Here is a 19,224-nt window from a genome sequence, read left to right on the forward strand (position 1 = left end):
GAATAACGGCATTTTTTGCCCCTATTTGTTGGCACAACCTAAAAATAGGAGCTTTCAGCTTTGAGCCTTTTTATTGCCAAAATATACGCGCTCCCTCGCATAATGCAAAAAACCGGAGGCCCAAAAAACTTTGGAACTTCCGGTTTAATACGCTCGCTATCACATGGAAGGCACAACTTTAAGCGTGGACAAATCTTTCAGCTTGGGCAGGCCAATCCGGTAGCTGCCGCGCGTTTCAATGCCCCCGACGCCCTGCGCACCGCTGATCGTATGGTTCAGGACATCCGTAATTTGAATCGTATCGCGTATGGATGTCAGCGAGGCCTTGGCGGCGATATACACAGGGTCCAGGGCGTGGATCAGCACGCGACCCGGGGAACTGGCAAAATTGGCCCCCGCCTGCAATAACGCTTCGAAATGCGACTGGCAGGCGCCGGCCACGATCGTTAACGTATCGAAATTGCGTTCGAATTGTCTGGCCGTCTGAATGGCTTCCACGAAATGTTTGGAATTTTTATAGCTGGTCAAATTGTACAGGTCGCCGGTAGGCCGCTGCTTCAAAACGCCGTCATGGCCGGTCAGCACCACGATATCCGGGCGGACCGTCGGCAGCAGCCGGTACAAGGCATTAGCCATCTGCGACTCCGAGACATAGTAGCCTTGAGCGGGCACCCGCAGCTTCTCGTACAGGCTTAAGCTTTTTTGTAAATATCTTTGATCCCCGTCCAGATGCAACACCTTGCCCGGCACTTCAAAATAAGCTGGCTCCCCCAGCGAGTACCATTCCCCGCCAATGGTCATCCGGTTGCGCTCCGCCAGCTGCTTCCGGTCCTCGGCCAACCGCTTCAGCGACTCCGTCGCCTTGATGCGCGCGCGCTGCGTTGTTTCTCCGGGGGCATCCCGGTCTATACGGATCAAATCGCTTAAAGGCGCATCCGCCAGCAGCCGGAATTCCGTTCCCTTGATGATCGCTTCACTCCGCGCGATGCTTGCTACCCGGAACGTAACATCCCCGCCATAAGATTTGCGGACGACCAAGTCTCCCAAATTCGTCAAGTTGATCACCTCTATCCCATGGTATGGGCAAAAGGTGGGATTGGTTACTGCGGCGGCCCCCTGCTACGGCCGCTTCAATCCGGCTTGCAGCAAGGTGTTGCTCAGCCCCGCAAACTCCGCCAAATCCAGTGTTTCGGCGCGGCGCGACGGGACGATCCCGGCCTCCTCCAGCAGTTGCTCCAGCCGTTCCCGGCCTTCGCCCGGGAAGAAACGGCTTTTCAGATTGTTGGAAATCGTCTTGCGCCGCTGGGCGAAGGAGGCCTGCACCACCTCAAAGAAAAACGCCTCATCCTCAACCGACACCGGCGGCTCCTTGCGCACCGACAGGCGGATGACAGCCGACTCCACGTTCGGCTGCGGGATGAACACGCTGTGCGGCACCGTGCAGACCAACTCCGGCACGCTGTAGTACTGAACCGCGATGCTGAGGCTGCCGTAGTCCTTGCCGCCCGGCGAAGCGGCCATCCGCTCTGCCACTTCCTTCTGGATCATCACGACGATATGCTCCAGCGGCAGCTTCTCCTCGAGCAGCTTCATCAGGATCGGCGTCGTTACGTAATACGGCAGATTGGCGACGACGCTAACGCCGCTGACACCGGCAAATTCGGCGGCAAAGAGCGCCTGCAGGTCCAGCTTCAGCACGTCCCCGTGAATGACGTGAACGTGCTGATGCGGCTCCAGCACCTCCCGCAGGATCGGCAGCAGGCGCTGATCGATCTCCACGGCCGCGACCTTGCCCGCTTCCAGAGCCAGCTTCTCCGTCAGTGCGCCGATCCCCGGGCCGATTTCGAGCGCCCCTTTGGTGGCGTCGAGGCCGGCGGCGGCGACGATCTTGCCGAGGATGTTCTGGTCGATCAAAAAGTTCTGTCCCAAGCTTTTCTTAAACGAAAATCCGTACCGCTGAATGATCTCCTTCGTCCGGCGCGGCGTGGACACGTCTTCCCTTGTGCTCATGGCCTCTATACCCCTTCATTCTCCAACTTGGCGAGCGCATCCGCAAACTCCTCGCGGCTGATCCGGAACACCGTCAAACGCTTGTACAGCTGTTTGCCGTTGCAGTACCCGATGCCGAGCAGTTCCCCCAGCGCCTTGCGCCGTGCCGCCGCCTGCGGATGCACGATCAGCCCCGCCGTCATCAAGTCTTCCCAGTCGATCTGACCCTCTACTCCCGGCGCTTCGCTGCGCACGCGGGATAACGCCTCGCGGATCGCTGCCGGAGAGGCGTTTTCGATCCCGATATCGCCTCGCTTCGTCGCGTCCGCTTCCCGCAGGAACGCATGCTTGCAGCCAGGCACCCGGTTGGCGATGATCTTGCGGATCCGTTCCCCGGCATGGTCGGGATCGGTAAAAATGATCACTCCGCGCCGCTCCTGCGCCAGGGCGATTTTCCGCAGCGTCGTCTCATTGATGGCGGAGCCGCCCGTTTCGATCGTATCCGCCTCCACGGCCCGCTTGACGGCCACGGTGTCATCCCGGCCTTCCACCACGATGACTTCTTTAATCATGTGTCTTCTTCCCTTCCGTTTACAGCAAAAAGAAGAGGAATCGTATCCTCTTCTAATCCAAGTGTCTTATTCATCATCATAATAGAGGTTGTTCAAAAAGTCATCTTTTTATCATGAAGAAGGCTTTTTGAACACGCTCAAAGTATCTCGTTCCCGTCCACACCAGGACGGGGCGAATTAATTCAATTCCGGTTTGGTCGGACCGATCACGTAAACGGTGCGGCCCTTCTTGCGGCCAAAATTATTGGCTGCCTTTAAACTGTCGTAATATACGTCGATCTTGTTGCCGTCGATCGCTCCGCCGGTATCCTCCGCTTTCCGGAAGCCGATGCCTTCGATATAGACCCACCAGCCCAGCGGTACGACGTCTTTGTCCACGGCGATCGTCTGCCCCTCGGTAACGCGGGTGCCGGAAGCCGTGCGCGTTCCGATGCCGTCCTCCTCGGAGGAATAAGCGGTGAGCGTGACGTTTTTAAGTACTTTTTTATATTTGAATGAGACTCCGCTTTTCGTTGTCGTTCCGCTAACGCTGACCCCGTCCGAACTGCGGGTCATGCTGGCGGACATCACCGCGGTCGGCTGCTTGGTGCCGACGGCAATGACTTTCGGCTGTGCGGTCTTGGAGACCTCTTTGCCGAGCCATCGCTTCGTCACAAACTTGCCGTCCTCATAAGTTTTCTCCACGGTGTGGACAACCAACCCTTTGCTGCCTTGCTGAACGACCTTGGTTTCACCTTTCGGCAAACTGTCATCGGCCGTTTTGACAACGGTAAACGGTACGGCTTCTTTTTGCTTGACGGTATGTTGTTTCACCCGAACAATTTTGATGTTCATGCTGGCTGCAACTTTGCTGTCCAAAGCGGGCGTTACCTTATCATTCTGATCCAGGGTGATGCCAAGTTCGGAAATGGCGCCCTTTACGGTGCTCTCAGACGTAAAATCAACTTTGGCCGTTCCATCGACGATGATCTTCACCGGAACCGCCCGTTCGATAACGATGCGGTCTCCGTCCGAAAACAGGCTGTCGAGCGGACGCGATACGGTGTCTTGCGGCGCAAGCTTAATGGATTGTTCCTCCAGCAGATGAGCCACCTTCGATTCCGTCGTTTCCACCGACTGGACCTTCCCGTCGATGACCAGAGATACTTGTTTACGCTCCTGACCAAACGTCCAGATCAGGATGATGATGATTAGTGCGATGCTCAGTACGCCGACAAGCGTAATCTGACGAAAATTCTCATGCTTCCATCGCATTGCGTAAGACATGCTGGATGAGCGTGATTCATGGGTCTCCCCGTTTCGGAAAATGCCCATTTCTTCCGTCCTCCTTCATAGTCCCGCCGTAAGGTCGATGCATGATACGGTTGACGCGACTACAGTTCTTGTTTACGAAACGCGCTTAGAGGTTGTTCAAAAGTCATATTTTGATCACGAAGCAGGCCGCCCTGACTTTTGAACTCACATTTTAAAAAAACAAACCTCGCATTTCGCATCCTTCCCCAGTCTTATCGGCATTTGTCACCTCCTGTTTATCAACAGTATGATGACCCTATTACTTTTATTCAAAACAAAAGAAGCCCAAAGAAAGAGTTAGAGGAACTCCCTTCGTGGCTTCCTGATTTGTCTAGGTGTAATAGGCTGCACGAGTTACCTCTCTTGGTACGCTTACGAGGTTAGCTGTCGGGTTCGGACGAAAGAGAGCCGCCCTTTCTCAGTTCGTTCGCTCATGGCGCAACGACCTCGAATTCACCCCTAAGACCCTGAAAAGGAATCATTTGCAAACCTGGCCGGCATCATCCGATCCATGTTTGCACCGGTTCCCCCGTTCTCCATGCGGAGACTCAGCGAGACTGGTTCACGGAACCAAGTTATCGAACGGCTCGTCAAGCTAAAAAATGAGCCGCAGCGATTACTGAAAAAATTCTATCCTGTTTCGATGCATGTTGTAAAGAACCAATCAACCACGTTTTTTTAAAAAAATGGTTAAAAAAATGTAATAAACATGCTGTTTTCAGTTAAAATGCATTAATCTTTCGATTATCCTCATTTTTTCAGCGGTTTTTCTCCGTTATACTCGGTATGCCAAATAGTTCCAGTCCATTTTGGGTGGTAATTTCGGCGATTTCCTCCAAAGAGACCCCCTTCAGCTCGGCCGCCATTTCGGCTACCAAACGCACATGGGCCGACTCGTTACGTTTCCCACGAAATGGATGTGGAGTTAAATAAGGGGAGTCGGTCTCGATCAATAAACGGTCCATCGGTGTCTTAGCCAGGACCTCTTTGGGCTGCTTTGCATTTTTAAACGTAATCGGCCCGCCAAACGACAAATGAAATCCCAGATTTAGACACAATTTAGCAATTTCCCAGCTGCCGGAGAAGGAATGCATCACCCCTCCGACTTCATTCGCCTTTTCCTCGCGCAAGATCCGCACGACATCCTCGTGGGCGTCGCGGTTATGAATGGAAATCGGCATCCCCAGGCTGCGGGCCAGGCCGATTTGCTTGCGGAACACCTCATGCTGAACGTCTTTGGGCGACGTGTCCCAATAATAATCGAGCCCGATTTCGCCAATGGCTACCACTTTTTCGTGCTTGCAAAGTTCGGCGATCCAGTCCAAATCGCCCTCCTTCATCGTGATCGCATCCTGCGGATGCCAGCCGACAGCGGCGTAAATGAAATCATACGTTTCCGCCAGCTTCATCGTCGACGGGATCGTTTCGCGGTTAAATCCGATGTTGATCATGCGCGTAACCCCTTGCTCCACCGCGCGTTGAATCACTTCCTCCCGGTCCTCGTCGAACTGTGGAGCGTCCAAATGCGTATGCGTGTCGAATAACATGATCGTATCGTTCCTCCTAACGTGTCTGTTCAAATATTCGGGCAATGGCCGGCGGCAATTGATCCCGCACCGCACACAATTTATTATCCGGATAATACAAATGGTATTTGCCGAGCTGCAGCCCGCTGATTGAGCGGACGATGTCCGACACTTCGGAAATTTCCCGCAGCCGCTCCTGCCGGTCCAGCAGCAAAATCTGCTTTCCGGCGGCAGCCTCGTCCGGACGGAACACATCATACGGCAGATCGGTCGGAAAATCAATTTCCACGTCGTATTCGGGATGAAGACCGGCCTGTTCAAACGCCTGGCGGATCTGTTCGACCATTTCCAGCTCGCCTGACTCAAGTTCTACATATTTATACAATTTCCGGTCCAAAAAACGGCCGCAAAGATCGCTCAGCAAGGCATCCGGCTCGCTTTTCCACTGCATGAAGGCGGTCTGCATCAGCGCTTCGTCAAGCAGCAAATAATCGCGCACGCCGATATCGCCCTGAAACAGACAAGGAAGCGGGTGAGGCAAAAATGAAAAAGTATAGCCGTCCCGGTACAATTCCTTGGCCCGCCGTAAAATTTGCCGCAAAATGATATCCGAGCTGCGCGTAACCGGGTGAAAATACACCTGCCAATACATCTGATAACGGGACATCAAATAGTCTTCCACCGCGTGCATGCCCGATTCCTTGACGACCACCCGCCCGTTATATGGGCGCAGCATCCGCAAAATCCGGTCCATGTCGATCGTGCCGTAATTGACGCCGGTAAAATAAGCGTCGCGCAGCAAATAATCCATCCGGTCGGCATCGAGCGGGCTGGTGACGAGATTGACGACGATCGGATTGTTGTAATCTTTGCGGATCACCGCGGCGACCTTGTCCGGAAAATCCGGCTCCACTGTGCGCAGCACTTCCCCAACCTCGGTATCCCCAAGCAGGATTTTACAAGTCCAATCCTCGTGATGCATTTGGAATGCCTCTTCGACCGAATGCGAAAACGGGCCGTGCCCCAAGTCATGCAGCAGCGCGGCGCATAAAGCAACCATCTTTTCCTCGCTCGGCCAATCGGCGTATCCCCCGCGCTCAAACTGGGAAATGATCCGGCGCGTAATTTCATAGACGCCGAGGGAATGGGAAAAACGGCTGTGCTCAGCGCCATGAAACGTCAAATAAGACGTTCCCAGCTGGCGGATACGGCGAAGACGCTGAAACTCCGGGGTATTAATCAGGGACCAGATCACTTCGTCCTGTACATGAATATAATTATGTACGGGGTCTTTAAACACTTTTTCCTCGGAAAGCGGACGATGCATGGTAACACTCCTTTTTTATCATATTAGTTTTTTGAAAAATAAAGGGGGAACTTGACCGAAATTTGCGGTTTATGTCGATTCGTGTCGTATTAAGTCAAATCTCTGTTTTCCAAAATGTCGAACCGGCTCATTCCTTGAACTTCCTAGGTAAATAAGTAGTTTTTGAAGGTATGTAAGATATTTTTTTAGAAATTTTGCTGAACTCTACCATAAATAGGTTGACTATTCTGGCAATGGTTGGTATTATAAAAAGCAGAAAAGATAGAACAATGTCGAAAAATGACATTAATAAATTATAGCGAGAGGGGCACTTATCAGTTATGATGAAATCAACAGGTATTGTAAGAAAAGTCGACGAGTTGGGACGTGTTGTTATCCCGATCGAATTGCGCCGTACGCTCGGCATCGGCGAGAAAGACGCGCTTGAAATTTATGTTGACGGCGAGCGGATTATGCTGAAGAAATACGAGCCCGCCTGCATTTTCTGCGGCAATGCCGAGAACGTCACTTACTTCAAAGGCAAAATTGTTTGCCATGAATGTATTACTGAACTACCTACCCCTGTGACAAATTAAGAAATATAGTATATAATAGATTTACTGAAACTGTTAATTCTAACCTTTTTCATATCTCCTTGGCGCCTTCCCTTGGCTTGAACCCGGCCTAGTGAAGGCCCCTTTTTTTTGGCTGTTCAGCATTTTGGGGGTATTCTAGCGGGTTTATGGGCCCCTAGAGCAGCGAATTATAAATATCGCGTTTGGATACTCCGCGGTCGGCGGCGGTTTTTTTCATCGCGTCTTTCCGCGTTAATCCTTCTTCCCGCTCGTAATGCGCCACATGTTCCTCCACCGGTAAATTTTGCCACCAAGCTTCCCTTTTCTCCTTTACCTGATCCGGATTGGCCCCTTCCACCACCAGACAGTATTCCCCTAGCGGCGGATGCTCTTCCAGCCATTCCAGGCAAGCCTGCAGCGAACCCCTGGCCATCTCCTCATAACGCTTGGTCATTTCGCGCGCCATCACGATGCTGCGGTCTCCAAACACCTCTAGCAGGGACCGCAGCGTTTTGCTTAACCGATGAGGCGATTCATACATCAACATGGTGCTCTCCTCGTCCTCCAACGATTTCAGCAGCTTCTCCCGCTGCTTCGGGTCCCGCGGCAAAAAGCCCAAAAACATAAACCGCTCCGTAGGCAGCCCCGAAACGATCAGCGCGGACAATGCAGCATTGGCCCCCGGAATCGGGATGACGGAAATGCCCGCGTGAAGCGCCAGCTTTACAAGGTCACTCCCGGGGTCGGAAATCGCCGGCAGACCGGCATCGCTGACCAATGCCAAATTTTTTCCTTCCATTATATACCGGATCAGTTCAGGTCCGCTCGCCGCCTTATTGTGTTCATGATAGCTCAGCAACTTGCCAGGCGATATTTCGAAATGGGTGAGCAGCTTCCGCGTCTGTCTCGTGTCCTCAGCCGCAATGATGTCCGCTTCGCGGAGCGTCCGCACGGCGCGGAAGGTCATGTCCTCCAAATTGCCGATCGGCGTGCCGACCAGGTACAGCTTGCCGAAATCCGCCCGTTCTCCGGCCGCGGCTTCAAAACTTTTTTGCACGTTTACGTTCATCGTTTACCCTCTTTTGGTCCATAATAAATGTCCATGATTTCCCGGCAATACTGCCCATCCTCCCCGTATACGATCAGCGGGGGAAGCACCCGCAAATCGGATTTGCCGTCCCGCAGCGCCTCGATCAGCACCATGTTGGCCTCGGCCCCGGCCCGCGGATGCACAAACCGGAGGAGCTTCGGCTCCAGCCGGTGCTGCCGCAGTACCGTTACAATCTCCCCCAAACGCTGCGGCTTATGCACCATCGATACTTTGCCTCCCGGCCGCACCAGCCGCATCGCCGCGATAGCCACGTCCTCGAGGCTGCAATGGATTTCATGGCGGGCGATCGCCTGATGCCTATTAAGCTTCAAATCGCCTCCGGTCAGCGGCATATAAGGCGGATTCACCGTAATCGCGTCATACCCCCCATGGCCGGTGATTTGAGCCAGCTCGCGCAAGTCCCCCTCGCGGATCAGAATCCGCTCCGCCAGATCGTTCATTTCCACGCTGCGGCGGGCCATATCGGCCACCCGCGGCTGAATTTCAATGCCTTCGATCGCCGCCTTCGTCCGTGTCGACAGCAGCAGGGGAATGACCCCGTTGCCGGTACAAAGGTCCAATATTTTCCCGTATTTCGGAACCTGGGCGAATCTCGCCAGCAACACGGCATCCATGGAGAAGCTGAACACCTCGTCGCTTTGAATGATGTGCAGGTCATGAGTAAGCAAATCGTCGACCCGCTCGTTGTCATAAATCGGTACGTTGTTCATAAATTTTATCCTTCTTTATGGTCATTGAAAAAAAACCGTAGGGCCGATCCCCACGGTTTATTATTCATTTATTTATTCAAAAATGACAAGCAGAACAAGCAATCGCCTTCCGTACGAAGATGTCCATAATACACATTGCAAATATGAAAACCTTCATGATAAATACGCGCCAAATTATCATAGCCTTCGCCCACGACATCGATCGCTTCTTTGCCGGCCAAAACCGGGTCCGCAACCTTGCCTTCGGCCGTTATCGGCACGCGGTTCTCCGCGCTTTCCCGCTTTAATATTTTGCGCAGTTGCTCATTCTCCAGCAAGAGCCGCTGGTTCTCCTCCACCAGCTTCTTCACTTCGAGCATGAGGCTGCCCAATTCGCCGTGAACTTTACCCATTTGTGATTCCAGCGCCTGCATATGGTTGAAAATGTCCTTGTTCTCCAAGTTCCCACCCCAGCGTCATCTCTAAAGTCTTGAAAAAGCCTTTTCTTATTTAAGGACAACGTCGTCCAGCGGAAGCTCCTTCACTTTTCCGATTTCAAACAGCTGAACGTGCACGGTGCGCGACCCGGCGTTGAGCCCAACCACCTTCCCGTCGCCCAAAGAAGTGATCACCATTTTGCCAACAGACGGGAGCTCCTCTTTCACGCTTTCGTAGTTATCATGCTCAAACTTGAGACAGCACATTAACCGTCCGCACAAACCGGAAATTTTCGTTGGGTTTAGCGACAGGCTTTGATCCTTGGCCATTTTGATGGAAACTGGCTCAAAGTCGCCAAGCCAGGACGAGCAGCAGAGCACGCGTCCGCAAGGACCGATACCGCCAAGCATCTTGGCTTCGTCTCTGACGCCGATTTGTCTCAGCTCAATCCGGGTGCGGAAGATGCTGGCCAAGTCTTTCACCAATTCGCGGAAATCCACCCGTCCCTCAGCCGTGAAGTAAAAAATGATTTTGTTGCGGTCGAACGTGAATTCCACATCGACCAGCTTCATCTTCAAGTCATGATCCTTGATTTTATTTAAACATGTGGCAAAAGCGCTTTTTGCCGCAAGCTTGTTCTCCTCGACTACACGGGCGTCGGCTTCGTCGGCGATCCGGATGACCTTCTTCAGCGGAAGGACGACATCCGTTTCTCCCACCTGCTTCTTGCCGACCACCACTTTACCGTATTCGATCCCGCGCGCCGTCTCGACAATCACGTTCTGATCCTTCTCGACAGGAAGATCCAGCGGATCGAAATAATATATTTTGCCCGCTTTTTTAAAACGGACGCCCACTACAGTGTACAAAAACTAACCCCCTCGTATACCTATAAAACCCCCATAAATGGTGATACGCCAAAAAAGCATCGCTCGAACCAGCTTTCCTTCTCATTCCCTGCTCTTTCACGGGAGAAAGTTTCAAAAAAGTGCCTGAGTGCTGCCTGCCCGGTTGGTAAAAAACGTTCTACCGCTGCCCATCCACCGCGATGAGGAACTGCTCCACGCAAAGTTGGGCATTCATATGCTGCCGCAGTTTCTTCTTGCTCTCCGCAGCCAGCGCCATCGCTTCAATCCACTGCTGCGGGCTGCGCGAGGCGGCATGTCTGGAAATAAACTCTAACTCATCTATGAAAACGACTTGATCATGCTTATGATAGAGCGCGTGGATCATATCTTTAAACCACAAATGGAAAAGACTGAACAACATGTCCAAGTGGTCGCTTAAACCGGCCTTGAACAAGCTTTGCTGCACTGTAATTAAAGGAGAACCGCCACGGCCTGCGATCTCCTTCCCTAATTGTAACACTACGTTTCTAATTTCTGCAAACCAATTCTGCTGGATAAGCTCGCGGCACGGCCCCAATCCTGCCGCGAGATGAACGGCGCTCCGGGCCAAAGTTGCCGGAAATCCCTCATCCGCCAATATTTGGAGCATCCGCTCCGGGTTTAGCGGCAAAAATGGCACCCACTGCGCCCGCGACTGGATTGTCGGCAGCAAAGCCCGTCCATTGTCGGACAGCAAAATAGCGACCGCCGGCGACGGAGGCTCCTCCAAAAATTTCAGCAGGCTGTTCGCGGCCTGAACCGTCATTTTTTCCGCCTCGTCGATGATATAGGCTTTCGGATTGCCGCTCTCCGTGCGATAAGAGAAAATCCGCTGCAAATCGCGGATTTGATCGATTTTGATCGTTGCCCCATCGGGTTTGATGGTAAAAAGATCGGGGTGATTGCCGTGCAGCACCTTGCGGCATTCCAGGCATTCCCCGCAGGCGTCGTCCCCGCCCCGAGTACAAAACAACGCCTGGACGAAGGCCATGGCCATTTCCATTTGCCCGCTTCCAGGCGGTCCGCTAAAAATATAGGCATGCGATATTTCGTTTCTCCGCAGGCCGCCCTGCAGCAGCTGCTTGGCGGTATCCTGGCCGATGATATCTTGAAATGACACGTGTCTTCCTCCATTTGATACTCGCACTTTTTAGAAACACAAATTGATCAGCATGCCGCGGATTTCGCCGATTTTTTGCAGCAGCTCGATTTTTCCCTGCTCGGTTTCCAGCAGTTCATCGGCCATGGCAAGCAAAGCGGCGTCAACTTCGTCCAGCAGCTTGTAACGTTTCCCCCGGCCGCGGCGATCCCATCCTTTGACCTCCTTAATAAGGACGCCCCGGCGGACCGTATCTTCGAGAAATCTTTTGACCATAAGCCGGTATGCCTTCAGTTCCCGGATGGTCATGGAACGGGCCAGCCGGTCTCCCTGCATTTGAATCTCCTTAAACCGCCGGCCCAGCTCTTCCTGCGACGCCTGCTCGCCATGCTGCTGCATGACATCGGCAAAGCTCTTGGACTGGACCGGCTTCGCAGGGCCGTCAGTCACTCCTAAGCCGCTTTGGAGCGGCCGGAATCCCGGATCAATTTTCATCTTCGATCACCGCCTACCTTTGGAATTTACTCAACTGACTGAACGTACGTATATTTCTATTTAATCGTGTTTTCTCAAAAATGTTCAAACCGGTCTACCGGCAGAACGAATACAGTGGCTCCGCCAACCTGCACTTCCACGGGGAGCGGCAAATACGAATCGGTGGTACCGCTCATCGGCGTTACCGGGGTAACCAATTGCTCACGAACTTTACAACTGTTGCGGATGACGTTCAGCACCGCGTCCACCTGGTGGTCGTCGACACCGATCATAAACGTCGTGTTCCCCGCCCGAAGAAACCCTCCGGTACTGGCCAGCTTGGTTGCCCGGTAGTTTTCCTTGACAAGCGCGCTGGACAGCCGGTTGCTGTCTTTATCCTGGATAATCGCAACAATCAGCTTCATTTGCAGTCCCTCCTCGTTATATTAAAAATGTACCACACCTTATTATTTGACAGCTAGGCCTTGAATTCCTTTAAAAATGCGGAAAGTTGGCCGCGAATGTCGGCAGCCACCTCGTCTTTGCCCTGCGAAGCGTCGATTCGCTTGATCCGCTCGGGATACATCTCGGCAATCTGCAAATAACCTTCCCGAACCTTCCGGTGGAACCCGATGCTTTCCATATCCAGACGATCGACCTTTCGCCCCTGGCCTGCGGCGATGCGGGCCAAGCCAGCCTCCGGTTCGATATCGAGGTAAAAGGTAATGTCCGGAAAACGCCCTTGCGTCGCAAACATGTTGATGTTCAGAACCTCTTGAATGCCGAGTCCCCGCGCATACCCCTGATAAGCCAGGCTGCTGTCGATAAACCGGTCGCACAGCACACTGACGCCGCGTTCCAAGGCAGGCTCCACTTTCTCGGCCAAATGCTGGCGCCGCGACGCCGCGTAGAGCAGTGCTTCTGTACGGGCGTCCATCGCTGTGTGCTGCGGGTTTAAAATGATGTCGCGGATTTTCTCGGCGATCTCAATCCCCCCCGGCTCACGGGTGGTCATATAGGCAACGCCGTGTTCTTCAAGCACTTTGGCCACTTCGGCCATCACCGTCGTTTTGCCTGAACCGTCACCGCCTTCCAACGTAATAAATAGTCCTCTCGCTTTACCGTTCATGTGGTTCATTCCCTGCTTTCTTGATTAACTTCTTCACTTGGATGGTGAGCAGCAAAGGATCTGCCGCCCCCTGGCATTTCGCCTGGGTCTGCCGCAGCCGGAGCAGTCGGCGTTTCGTCTCTTCCGTGACCGTCTCCCCCGGATACAGCAGCGGGATGCCCGGAGGATAAGGGATGATCATCTCCGCAGCCTGCCGGCCGGCGCTGTCCTCTACGGGAATCGCTTCGATTTCCTCCGGAGATAAGGGAGCCAGAGAAAACGCCACCGGCTCCGAGATGCCGGGAAGGACGCCGGTCTGATCTGCGTCTGTGCCCGAATCGGCAGGTTCCGTGTCTGTAAGCGTACCGGCTACTTGCACAACTATACCGGCATCGGCTTGGGATCGGGCTTCAACATTTCTTTTTGCGGCATCTGCCGGTTTTGGGTTCGGCGAAATGTTCCACGTGGAAAGTTCTGAAAACGGATCGCTTTCGGCTCCGGAACAATCCTGTTCCGTTTCCCTTTTCTCCGCCACCTGCGTTGCCGCCTGTACTGCCGTTGCTGTCGCCTTCTCTTCCGCTTTCTCCGACGCACCTTCCGCCGCTTCCGCTGCAGCTGCGATGCGCTCCAGCGCCTGAAGCAGCCGCTCGGCATCCCGCTCCGTCGTCCCCGGTCCAAACGCCAGCACCACGTACCGCTCATCGCTCATTTCCGGCACGCAGCCCTCCGTCTCAAGCCGCTGCTGCAGCTCGTAGCCGCTCCACTTGTTTGTTGCATCGTATATTACAAGCTTAAACGGGTCTTGAATAGTATATGCAGCGTCCCCTCCGCTCGCGCCCGGCGGCTTGACGACGCCGAAGCGCGGCAGTTGGCCAAGGCCGCGGCGCGCCGCGGCGGCCGCGGCCAGCCCGCCTGCGAACAGGGCGGGCCCCTGGGCCGCCAGCAGGCTTCGGCTCACGTCGAGCGAAGCCATGATGGGGTAGGACGGGCTGGAGCTCTGCAGCATCGCCAGCCGCTGGCGCAGCAGCGCGCGGTCGAGCAGCCCGCCCTGCACATGCAGCATCGCGCCCATCGTAAGCGCGGTGAGCATCTTGTGCGTCGACTGCACAACGCCGTCGGCGCCTTGGGCCAGCGCGCTCTCCGGCAGCGCCGGATGCTGGCCGAAGTGGGCGCCGTGCGCCTCGTCGACGAGCAGCGGCACGCTGTGCGCGCGGCAGAGCTCGGCCAGCGGCCGCAGCGATGCGCCCATCCCGTAGTAGCTTGGGTGCGTGACCAGCAGCCCTTTGGCGCCGGGGTGCCGGCGCAGTGCTTCACGCACCGTCTCCGGCGACGGGATGGTTGCCAGGCCGCTCCGCGCATCGAGCCGCGGCGCCAAAAACACCGCGTGCGCGCCCGCCAGCATCAATCCGTGAATGACGGATTTGTGCACGTTCCGCTGCACGAGCAGCACATCGCCCGGAGCGGTGCACACGCTCAGGACGAGCGCCAAATTGCCGGCGGTGCTGCCGCCGACAAGAAAAAACGTCTCCTCCGCCCCAAACTGGGCGGCGGCCAGTTGCTGCGCCTCACGGATAACTCCTTCCGGATGATGCAGATCATCCGTCCCGGTAATTTCCGTGGCGTCAATCTCCATCACCCGGGACAGCAGATTCTGCTCCCAGGGCATTCCGCCACGCAGGGCTTGTCCATTTTTATGTCCCGGCACATGAAAGGAAACATCGCTTTTTTTCATATATTGCATCAAAGCTTCATATAATGGAGCCCGATTAGCTTGTTCCGGCATCTCTATCCTAATCCTTCCGGCTATGATCCTGCTACCCATTCCACACCGCTTCAACCTTAGTTCGCGGAAAATATCATTGCTTCATTTTACCGCTTCTTTCCCCGAATGGGCAATATAAAGCCTACAGAAAAGGACCCGTTCTCCCAAAGAACAGGCCCTGTCACCTCATCAATTTATACGTTTTATGCATTTTTTTGCATCCAAATTTGCTTCATTTGATGAATAAAGAAATGGTATTTTTCCTCCTGAACATCCGTATGCACCATTTCGGCCTCACACGAATCGCAAATAAATTCCGATACGATATGAATGCCTTCGGTTTTTGGCTCCCCGCAAATAATGCAGGTTCTTTCGGTCCGCTCATCCATGCCCGAATCCCACCTTGTCTGTTTTACTATCAGTATGACACAGATTCTATTATTTTAAACCTTTTCATAGTCCCCTACCTGTTTTATCTTATGCCACATTGCCCGTGGCTGTGTTTGTACGCCGCATCTTTAATTATCGGTAGCTTGCTCCGATATAGTAATATAGGTATGTCCGAGTTTTAAAGAGGTAGTTCAAAAAGTCATCTTTTGATCACGAAGCAGCTCAAGAAGAGGATTCGACATCGAATCATGAATTCAGCCGGGCCAAGCATATGCTTACGAAGCATGTTTCCTACGGAAACATTTCAGGTGCTCATGTACCCAAAACGTACGCTCCGCTCCTCAGTCCCTAGCTTCATTCAACCTAAAGCGTTTTGAAAAAACGCACATCGGAAGCATACACTTCGGTGCTGAAAAGCCGACTTTTTGAACACGTACTAAACGTAATTTATAGGAGGGTTGATGGGTGAAATCCGCTGATCCTGAAACAAATGCGACGTTTTACCATTACCGGCTGCTAAAAAAGGTCGTATTGCCCAAAGCCTTGATCTACAGCTTCGCAACGCTTCCTTTTCTCTGGCTTGCCGCCGAGATGATTTTTCTATCCTGGACCAGCCTTTTTTTCTTTCTTATTGCCGCGCCCATTGCGTTATGGATTCAATTTGTCATTTCCCGGTCGGTCCTGATCATCTTAAGCCATTCCTACCGCAAACGCTGGCGTTTTTCCCGGCTGCTGCCCTGGATCGGTTATATGCCTGAACAATACGTGGCTTACTCCGTGTTTCGCAGAGTTCACCTGCATGCCGCCTGGATCGGCTGCTGCATCATAGCGGTCATCATTCCGTGGTCTCCGGCTTCTTTTGTGCTGGCCTTGTTCTTCTGGCATTTCTGGCTGATCGGCCCGCGTTTGCTCGTCCTTGCCTGTGTTAGAGGCCAACGTAAAGACGGCATGCTGAAAATCACCGGCCTCGATATTTCCTATTACCTGCAGTGACGTACTTTCAAAGAAAACAGACTGCTTTCCGACTGACAAAATCCTCTATTCCCGCCACACCATTATTATCCTTGACCTCTCAAAAAGCCTGTTCCCCGTAAAGGGAACAGGCTGGTGATCCATCTGAAATTAGCCGGCTTGCGATCGGGCGAATCAAGGACTGCTTTCCAGACCTTGAATCACCGCCTTATCTTCCAGTTTTGGGACAAGCACCGTAAACGAATCGTCGTGAATCGTCAACTGTACGATTTTCTTGCCTTTCTCGTAAACTCGGGTTGAGCCGGTGCTTTCCTCTTTTTTTTCGGTCCAGCCCCATGCCTCTATGACCTTTTCATAAGCCTCAGGTACGCCGCCGCTTTCGCTTAACCCTTTCATAGAGTAGTGAATATAGTCCATTTTCGAGTTATTTAATGCGTTATCCGTCTGACTGGCTTCTTTTGGCACCGGGAAGCTTTTTTCTACAGCCGCCCCTACGTAATTTGTCCATGAAGGCTCGGAAGACGCACAGCCCGCGATGACGAACATCATCATCAAGACTCCCCACATGAAGCATAAGGAATATCCCACTCCTTTTCGCCGCATGATCCATTCCTCCTTACCCTGCCTATATGCTGAAAACGTTATCCCATGTTGTCAATACCTGATATAGATTACGGAAGGCTATATGCCTTGACATATCAGTATAATTATAACGGTTGACTTGCCACTGTCGGTAACAAAAAGGTTACATTCTTTTTGATAGGCTCTAAGTATAGTAACCCCGTATATCTCAAAATGCAATACCGGAACAGAATTCTCATGTAAGTAAAATGTTATTTTATTTTACACTGATTTTTAACTAGTTTATTTTCCGATCACAAGAATTCATGAGAAATATAAAGAAATATAAATAAAATCAATTATGTATGCGTTTACTTTCAACTGAAGTATCCTTGTCATAATACCTTACATCAATTTATGATTATAACCAGAACTTTACATACGATTTCAGGAGAGGAGAGCAAAATAAGATGGAACTACATCTCTGGAATTGGAAAAAAAGCAGTGCCCTGCTATTAACCGGGGTTCTAACGGCAGGGTTATGGACCGGCGGCAGCCCGCAAGTGGAGGCCGCTTCAGCCTCTGCAGCAGCAAGTAGTGTCAGGACCGCTGCAGCCCAAGGTCTGCCAGGGCAAACGCTACCGGCAGGGGATTTGCCGGTTTTACACGGTCGAGTCGTGAGTCCCCTGAAACCGTTCGTGCTCGAAGAAGCAACAATCGCCGATATGCAGTTAGCGATGGATCAGGGCAAGCTGACCTCCAAGCAACTCGTTCAAATGTATTTGGACCGCATTGCCAAATACGATGAACAGGGCGTCTCGCTGCAGGCCGTCCTAACCTTAAACCCTGAAGCATTGAGCATTTCCGAAGCCCTCGATCAAGAACGGGCCACGCAAGGACCACGCGGACCGCTTCACGGCATTCCTATTTTAGTGAAGGACAATTTCGATACAGCCGACATGCCAACCACCGCAGGCTGCTTATGTTTGAAGGATTCCATTCCGGACAAGGATGCCGATCAAATCGCCAGATTAAAAAAGGCCGGCGCCATTATTTTGGGCAAAACCAACCTGCATGAGTTCGCCTTCGGCATCACGACATCCAGTTCGCTTGGCGGGCAAACGAAAAACCCGTACGCACCTGGCCATTATCCCGGCGGTTCCAGCGGCGGCACCGGAGCAGCGATCGCGGCCAACTTCGCCGCAGCAGGCCTCGGGACCGATACGGGCGGATCGATCCGAATCCCGTCCAGCTTCAACAGCCTGGTGGGTATTCGCCCTACGATCGGATTATCCAGCCGCGACGGCATTATCCCCTTGGCATTAACACAGGATGTCGGCGGCCCGATGGCCCGAACGGTGGAGGATGCTGCCATTTTGCTCGACGCCACCGCCGGTTATGATCCGAATGATATCGCCACCGCGTACAGCCTTGGGCATCTTCCCGCAAGTTATACCGATTTTCTGGATGCCGATGGTTTAAAAGGTGCCCGCATCGGTGTCGCCATCGAATTGTTTCAGAACGGCAATGATCAGGAAAAGTCCGTCACCGACGTCGTTTACCATGCGGTCGATGAGCTGAAGGCGCTGGGGGCTGCGGCCATTCCAATCACCATTCCGAACCTGGCCGAAATCAACAAATACCCTAGCCTTAGCGGATATGAGTTTAAGTTTCAACTCAACGAGTACCTTAAAGAGCTGGGAGACGCTGCACCTTATCACATCCTGGCGGAAATTATCGCCTCGGGAGAATATGATAAGGCTCAGGAGCAGTCCATGAAAGCCCGCGAGGCCCGTGCAACACTGGAAACCGAGGAATACAAAGATATTTTATTGCACCGGACCAAGCTGACGCGTGATGCCCTCTTAAAAGTGATGGCCGATTACGACTTGGATGCGATCGTTTACCCGACTACGACACAACCGGCAGCAGTTATCGGCGAGAATCAGGTGTCCGGCGCCAACAACCGGCTCAGTCCCTTCTCCGGATTCCCGGCCATTACCGTCCCGGCTGGATTTACCACAGACGGCTTACCGGTCGGCATTGAATTCCTGGGCAGGGCCTTTGACGAAGGGACCCTAATCAAGTTGGCCTACAGCTATGAACAAGGGACTCACCATCGCCAATCGCCTAAATTGACCCCATAACAAAAAGTAAAAAGTAAGAAAACCGTCGCTCAACGTACTTTCAAGGAAGCCAGACCGCGTCTCTATTGCTTAGCGGCATTTTATCGGAAACTGCCACTCACTGGCCACTCCGCCATGCTGCAATACCACCTAACGAACTGCATATAGTATCGCCTAACGGACTCCAGCGACCCTTATCCCCCCATTTCCCGGGTATTTCCCATTCTAACGGACTCAGACGACGCTATTGGGCCAAAAATACGGACTTTGACGCCAATTTGAGTGAAATAAGGCCCGCTCAGTCCGTTAGAATTTCTAACCCCTCGTTTTCGACCCAATAACGTCG

At 53.0% G+C, this 19,224-nt stretch carries 20 protein-coding genes and 1 riboswitch; of the genes, 3 read left to right on the forward strand and 17 right to left on the reverse strand.

The features are described 5' to 3' along the window. Positions 1-159 precede the first annotated feature (159 nt). The 6 genes from yabG to ACLD72_RS29760 all read right to left on the reverse strand — a co-directional run bounded on the left by yabG (position 160) and on the right by ACLD72_RS29760 (position 6,707). On the reverse strand, positions 160-1,056 hold the full coding sequence (gene yabG / locus ACLD72_RS29735) for a sporulation peptidase YabG (protein WP_411002760.1): 897 nt from the start codon (positions 1,054-1,056) through the stop codon (positions 160-162). A 63-nt stretch (positions 1,057-1,119) separates the two neighbouring features. Beyond that, a complete protein-coding gene (rsmA, locus tag ACLD72_RS29740) occupies positions 1,120-2,010 on the reverse strand; it encodes a 16S rRNA (adenine(1518)-N(6)/adenine(1519)-N(6))-dimethyltransferase RsmA (RefSeq protein ID WP_411002759.1) in 891 nt (296 codons plus the stop codon). Between the two features lie 5 nt (positions 2,011-2,015). After that, positions 2,016-2,561, reverse strand: coding sequence for a ribonuclease M5 (gene rnmV, locus ACLD72_RS29745; RefSeq protein ID WP_411002758.1), 546 nt, complete (start codon positions 2,559-2,561; stop codon positions 2,016-2,018). Between the two features lie 177 nt (positions 2,562-2,738). After that, complete coding sequence (locus tag ACLD72_RS29750; RefSeq protein ID WP_411002757.1) at positions 2,739-3,875, reverse strand: G5 domain-containing protein; 1,137 nt, start codon at positions 3,873-3,875, stop codon at positions 2,739-2,741. Positions 3,876-4,207: 332 nt separating this feature from the next. Then, a riboswitch (cyclic di-AMP (ydaO/yuaA leader) is annotated at positions 4,208-4,418 on the reverse strand. A gap of 194 nt (positions 4,419-4,612) precedes the next feature. Then, positions 4,613-5,404: a TatD family hydrolase gene (locus tag ACLD72_RS29755; RefSeq protein ID WP_411002792.1), complete on the reverse strand. Its 792-nt coding sequence runs from the start codon at positions 5,402-5,404 to the stop codon at positions 4,613-4,615. A gap of 13 nt (positions 5,405-5,417) precedes the next feature. After that, positions 5,418-6,707, reverse strand: coding sequence for an HD domain-containing protein (locus ACLD72_RS29760; protein ID WP_411002756.1), 1,290 nt, complete (start codon positions 6,705-6,707; stop codon positions 5,418-5,420). A gap of 320 nt (positions 6,708-7,027) precedes the next feature. Here ACLD72_RS29760 and ACLD72_RS29765 point away from each other — a divergent pair, with 320 nt between their 5' ends. Next, positions 7,028-7,282 carry an AbrB/MazE/SpoVT family DNA-binding domain-containing protein gene (locus tag ACLD72_RS29765; protein ID WP_009226360.1) on the forward strand — a complete coding sequence of 85 codons (255 nt, stop codon included), beginning with the start codon at positions 7,028-7,030 and terminating at the stop codon, positions 7,280-7,282. A 154-nt stretch (positions 7,283-7,436) separates the two neighbouring features. Here ACLD72_RS29765 and rsmI read toward each other — a convergent pair whose 3' ends face one another. From rsmI to ACLD72_RS29815, 10 genes are all read right to left on the reverse strand, one after another. Next, positions 7,437-8,330, reverse strand: a complete 894-nt coding sequence (rsmI, locus tag ACLD72_RS29770) for a 16S rRNA (cytidine(1402)-2'-O)-methyltransferase (protein WP_411002755.1) — start codon at positions 8,328-8,330, stop codon at positions 7,437-7,439. Beyond that, positions 8,327-9,082 (reverse strand): tRNA1(Val) (adenine(37)-N6)-methyltransferase, encoded by a 756-nt coding sequence (locus ACLD72_RS29775; RefSeq protein ID WP_411002754.1) that lies wholly within the window; start codon positions 9,080-9,082, stop codon positions 8,327-8,329. The genes rsmI and ACLD72_RS29775 overlap by 4 nt, the downstream gene beginning before the upstream one ends. Before the next feature lie 68 nt (positions 9,083-9,150). Continuing rightward, the gene (locus tag ACLD72_RS29780; protein ID WP_251597087.1) at positions 9,151-9,522 is read right to left on the reverse strand and encodes an initiation-control protein YabA; all 372 of its coding nucleotides are present in this window, start codon (positions 9,520-9,522) and stop codon (positions 9,151-9,153) included. 45 nt (positions 9,523-9,567) lie between these two features. Then, positions 9,568-10,368, reverse strand: coding sequence for a PSP1 domain-containing protein (locus ACLD72_RS29785; protein ID WP_251597089.1), 801 nt, complete (start codon positions 10,366-10,368; stop codon positions 9,568-9,570). A 157-nt stretch (positions 10,369-10,525) separates the two neighbouring features. Then, positions 10,526-11,506, reverse strand: a complete 981-nt coding sequence (holB, locus tag ACLD72_RS29790; protein WP_411002753.1) for a DNA polymerase III subunit delta' — start codon at positions 11,504-11,506, stop codon at positions 10,526-10,528. 30 nt (positions 11,507-11,536) lie between these two features. Next, positions 11,537-11,980 (reverse strand): YaaR family protein, encoded by a 444-nt coding sequence (locus ACLD72_RS29795; RefSeq protein ID WP_251597093.1) that lies wholly within the window; start codon positions 11,978-11,980, stop codon positions 11,537-11,539. A 74-nt stretch (positions 11,981-12,054) separates the two neighbouring features. Further along, positions 12,055-12,384, reverse strand: coding sequence for a cyclic-di-AMP receptor (locus tag ACLD72_RS29800; protein WP_036618158.1), 330 nt, complete (start codon positions 12,382-12,384; stop codon positions 12,055-12,057). A 53-nt stretch (positions 12,385-12,437) separates the two neighbouring features. Further along, the gene (tmk, locus tag ACLD72_RS29805) at positions 12,438-13,088 is read right to left on the reverse strand and encodes a dTMP kinase (protein ID WP_411002752.1); all 651 of its coding nucleotides are present in this window, start codon (positions 13,086-13,088) and stop codon (positions 12,438-12,440) included. Continuing rightward, positions 13,078-14,850: an aminotransferase class I/II-fold pyridoxal phosphate-dependent enzyme gene (locus ACLD72_RS29810; RefSeq protein ID WP_411002751.1), complete on the reverse strand. Its 1,773-nt coding sequence runs from the start codon at positions 14,848-14,850 to the stop codon at positions 13,078-13,080. The genes tmk and ACLD72_RS29810 overlap by 11 nt, the downstream gene beginning before the upstream one ends. Before the next feature lie 182 nt (positions 14,851-15,032). Beyond that, a complete protein-coding gene (locus ACLD72_RS29815; RefSeq protein WP_251597099.1) occupies positions 15,033-15,218 on the reverse strand; it encodes a sigma factor G inhibitor Gin in 186 nt (61 codons plus the stop codon). Positions 15,219-15,684: 466 nt separating this feature from the next. On the opposite strand from ACLD72_RS29815, the gene ACLD72_RS29820 reads away from it, so the two are divergent. Continuing rightward, entirely contained in the window at positions 15,685-16,212 is a 528-nt protein-coding gene (locus tag ACLD72_RS29820) for a hypothetical protein (RefSeq protein WP_411002749.1), read from the forward strand. 153 nt (positions 16,213-16,365) lie between these two features. Here ACLD72_RS29820 and ACLD72_RS29825 read toward each other — a convergent pair whose 3' ends face one another. After that, positions 16,366-16,794 (reverse strand): hypothetical protein, encoded by a 429-nt coding sequence (locus ACLD72_RS29825; RefSeq protein WP_411002748.1) that lies wholly within the window; start codon positions 16,792-16,794, stop codon positions 16,366-16,368. A 581-nt stretch (positions 16,795-17,375) separates the two neighbouring features. On the opposite strand from ACLD72_RS29825, the gene ACLD72_RS29830 reads away from it, so the two are divergent. Continuing rightward, the gene (locus ACLD72_RS29830) at positions 17,376-18,899 is read left to right on the forward strand and encodes an amidase family protein (protein ID WP_458476478.1); all 1,524 of its coding nucleotides are present in this window, start codon (positions 17,376-17,378) and stop codon (positions 18,897-18,899) included. Positions 18,900-19,224 lie beyond the last annotated feature (325 nt).

It is taken from the genome of Paenibacillus lacisediminis (genome assembly GCF_046567315.2).

Bases quoted from the DNA above. Each gene is read 5' to 3' on its own strand.
- ACLD72_RS29815 (WP_251597099.1), bottom strand. From the start codon at position 15,218: ATGGATGAGCGGACCGAAAGAACCTGCATTATTTGCGGGGAGCCAAAA.
- ACLD72_RS29775 (WP_411002754.1), bottom strand. From the start codon at position 9,082: ATGAACAACGTACCGATTTATGACAACGAGCGGGTCGACGATTTGCTT.
- ACLD72_RS29800 (WP_036618158.1), bottom strand. From the start codon at position 12,384: ATGAAGCTGATTGTTGCGATTATCCAGGATAAAGACAGCAACCGGCTG.
- tmk (WP_411002752.1), bottom strand. From the start codon at position 13,088: ATGAACGGTAAAGCGAGAGGACTATTTATTACGTTGGAAGGCGGTGAC.
- ACLD72_RS29825 (WP_411002748.1), bottom strand. From the start codon at position 16,794: ATGCGGCGAAAAGGAGTGGGATATTCCTTATGCTTCATGTGGGGAGTC.
- ACLD72_RS29760 (WP_411002756.1), bottom strand. From the start codon at position 6,707: ATGCATCGTCCGCTTTCCGAGGAAAAAGTGTTTAAAGACCCCGTACAT.
- ACLD72_RS29765 (WP_009226360.1), top strand. From the start codon at position 7,028: ATGATGAAATCAACAGGTATTGTAAGAAAAGTCGACGAGTTGGGACGT.
- ACLD72_RS29750 (WP_411002757.1), bottom strand. From the start codon at position 3,875: ATGGGCATTTTCCGAAACGGGGAGACCCATGAATCACGCTCATCCAGC.
- rsmA (WP_411002759.1), bottom strand. From the start codon at position 2,010: ATGAGCACAAGGGAAGACGTGTCCACGCCGCGCCGGACGAAGGAGATC.
- ACLD72_RS29810 (WP_411002751.1), bottom strand. From the start codon at position 14,850: ATGCCGGAACAAGCTAATCGGGCTCCATTATATGAAGCTTTGATGCAA.
- rsmI (WP_411002755.1), bottom strand. From the start codon at position 8,330: ATGAACGTAAACGTGCAAAAAAGTTTTGAAGCCGCGGCCGGAGAACGG.
- rnmV (WP_411002758.1), bottom strand. From the start codon at position 2,561: ATGATTAAAGAAGTCATCGTGGTGGAAGGCCGGGATGACACCGTGGCC.
- ACLD72_RS29795 (WP_251597093.1), bottom strand. From the start codon at position 11,980: ATGAAAATTGATCCGGGATTCCGGCCGCTCCAAAGCGGCTTAGGAGTG.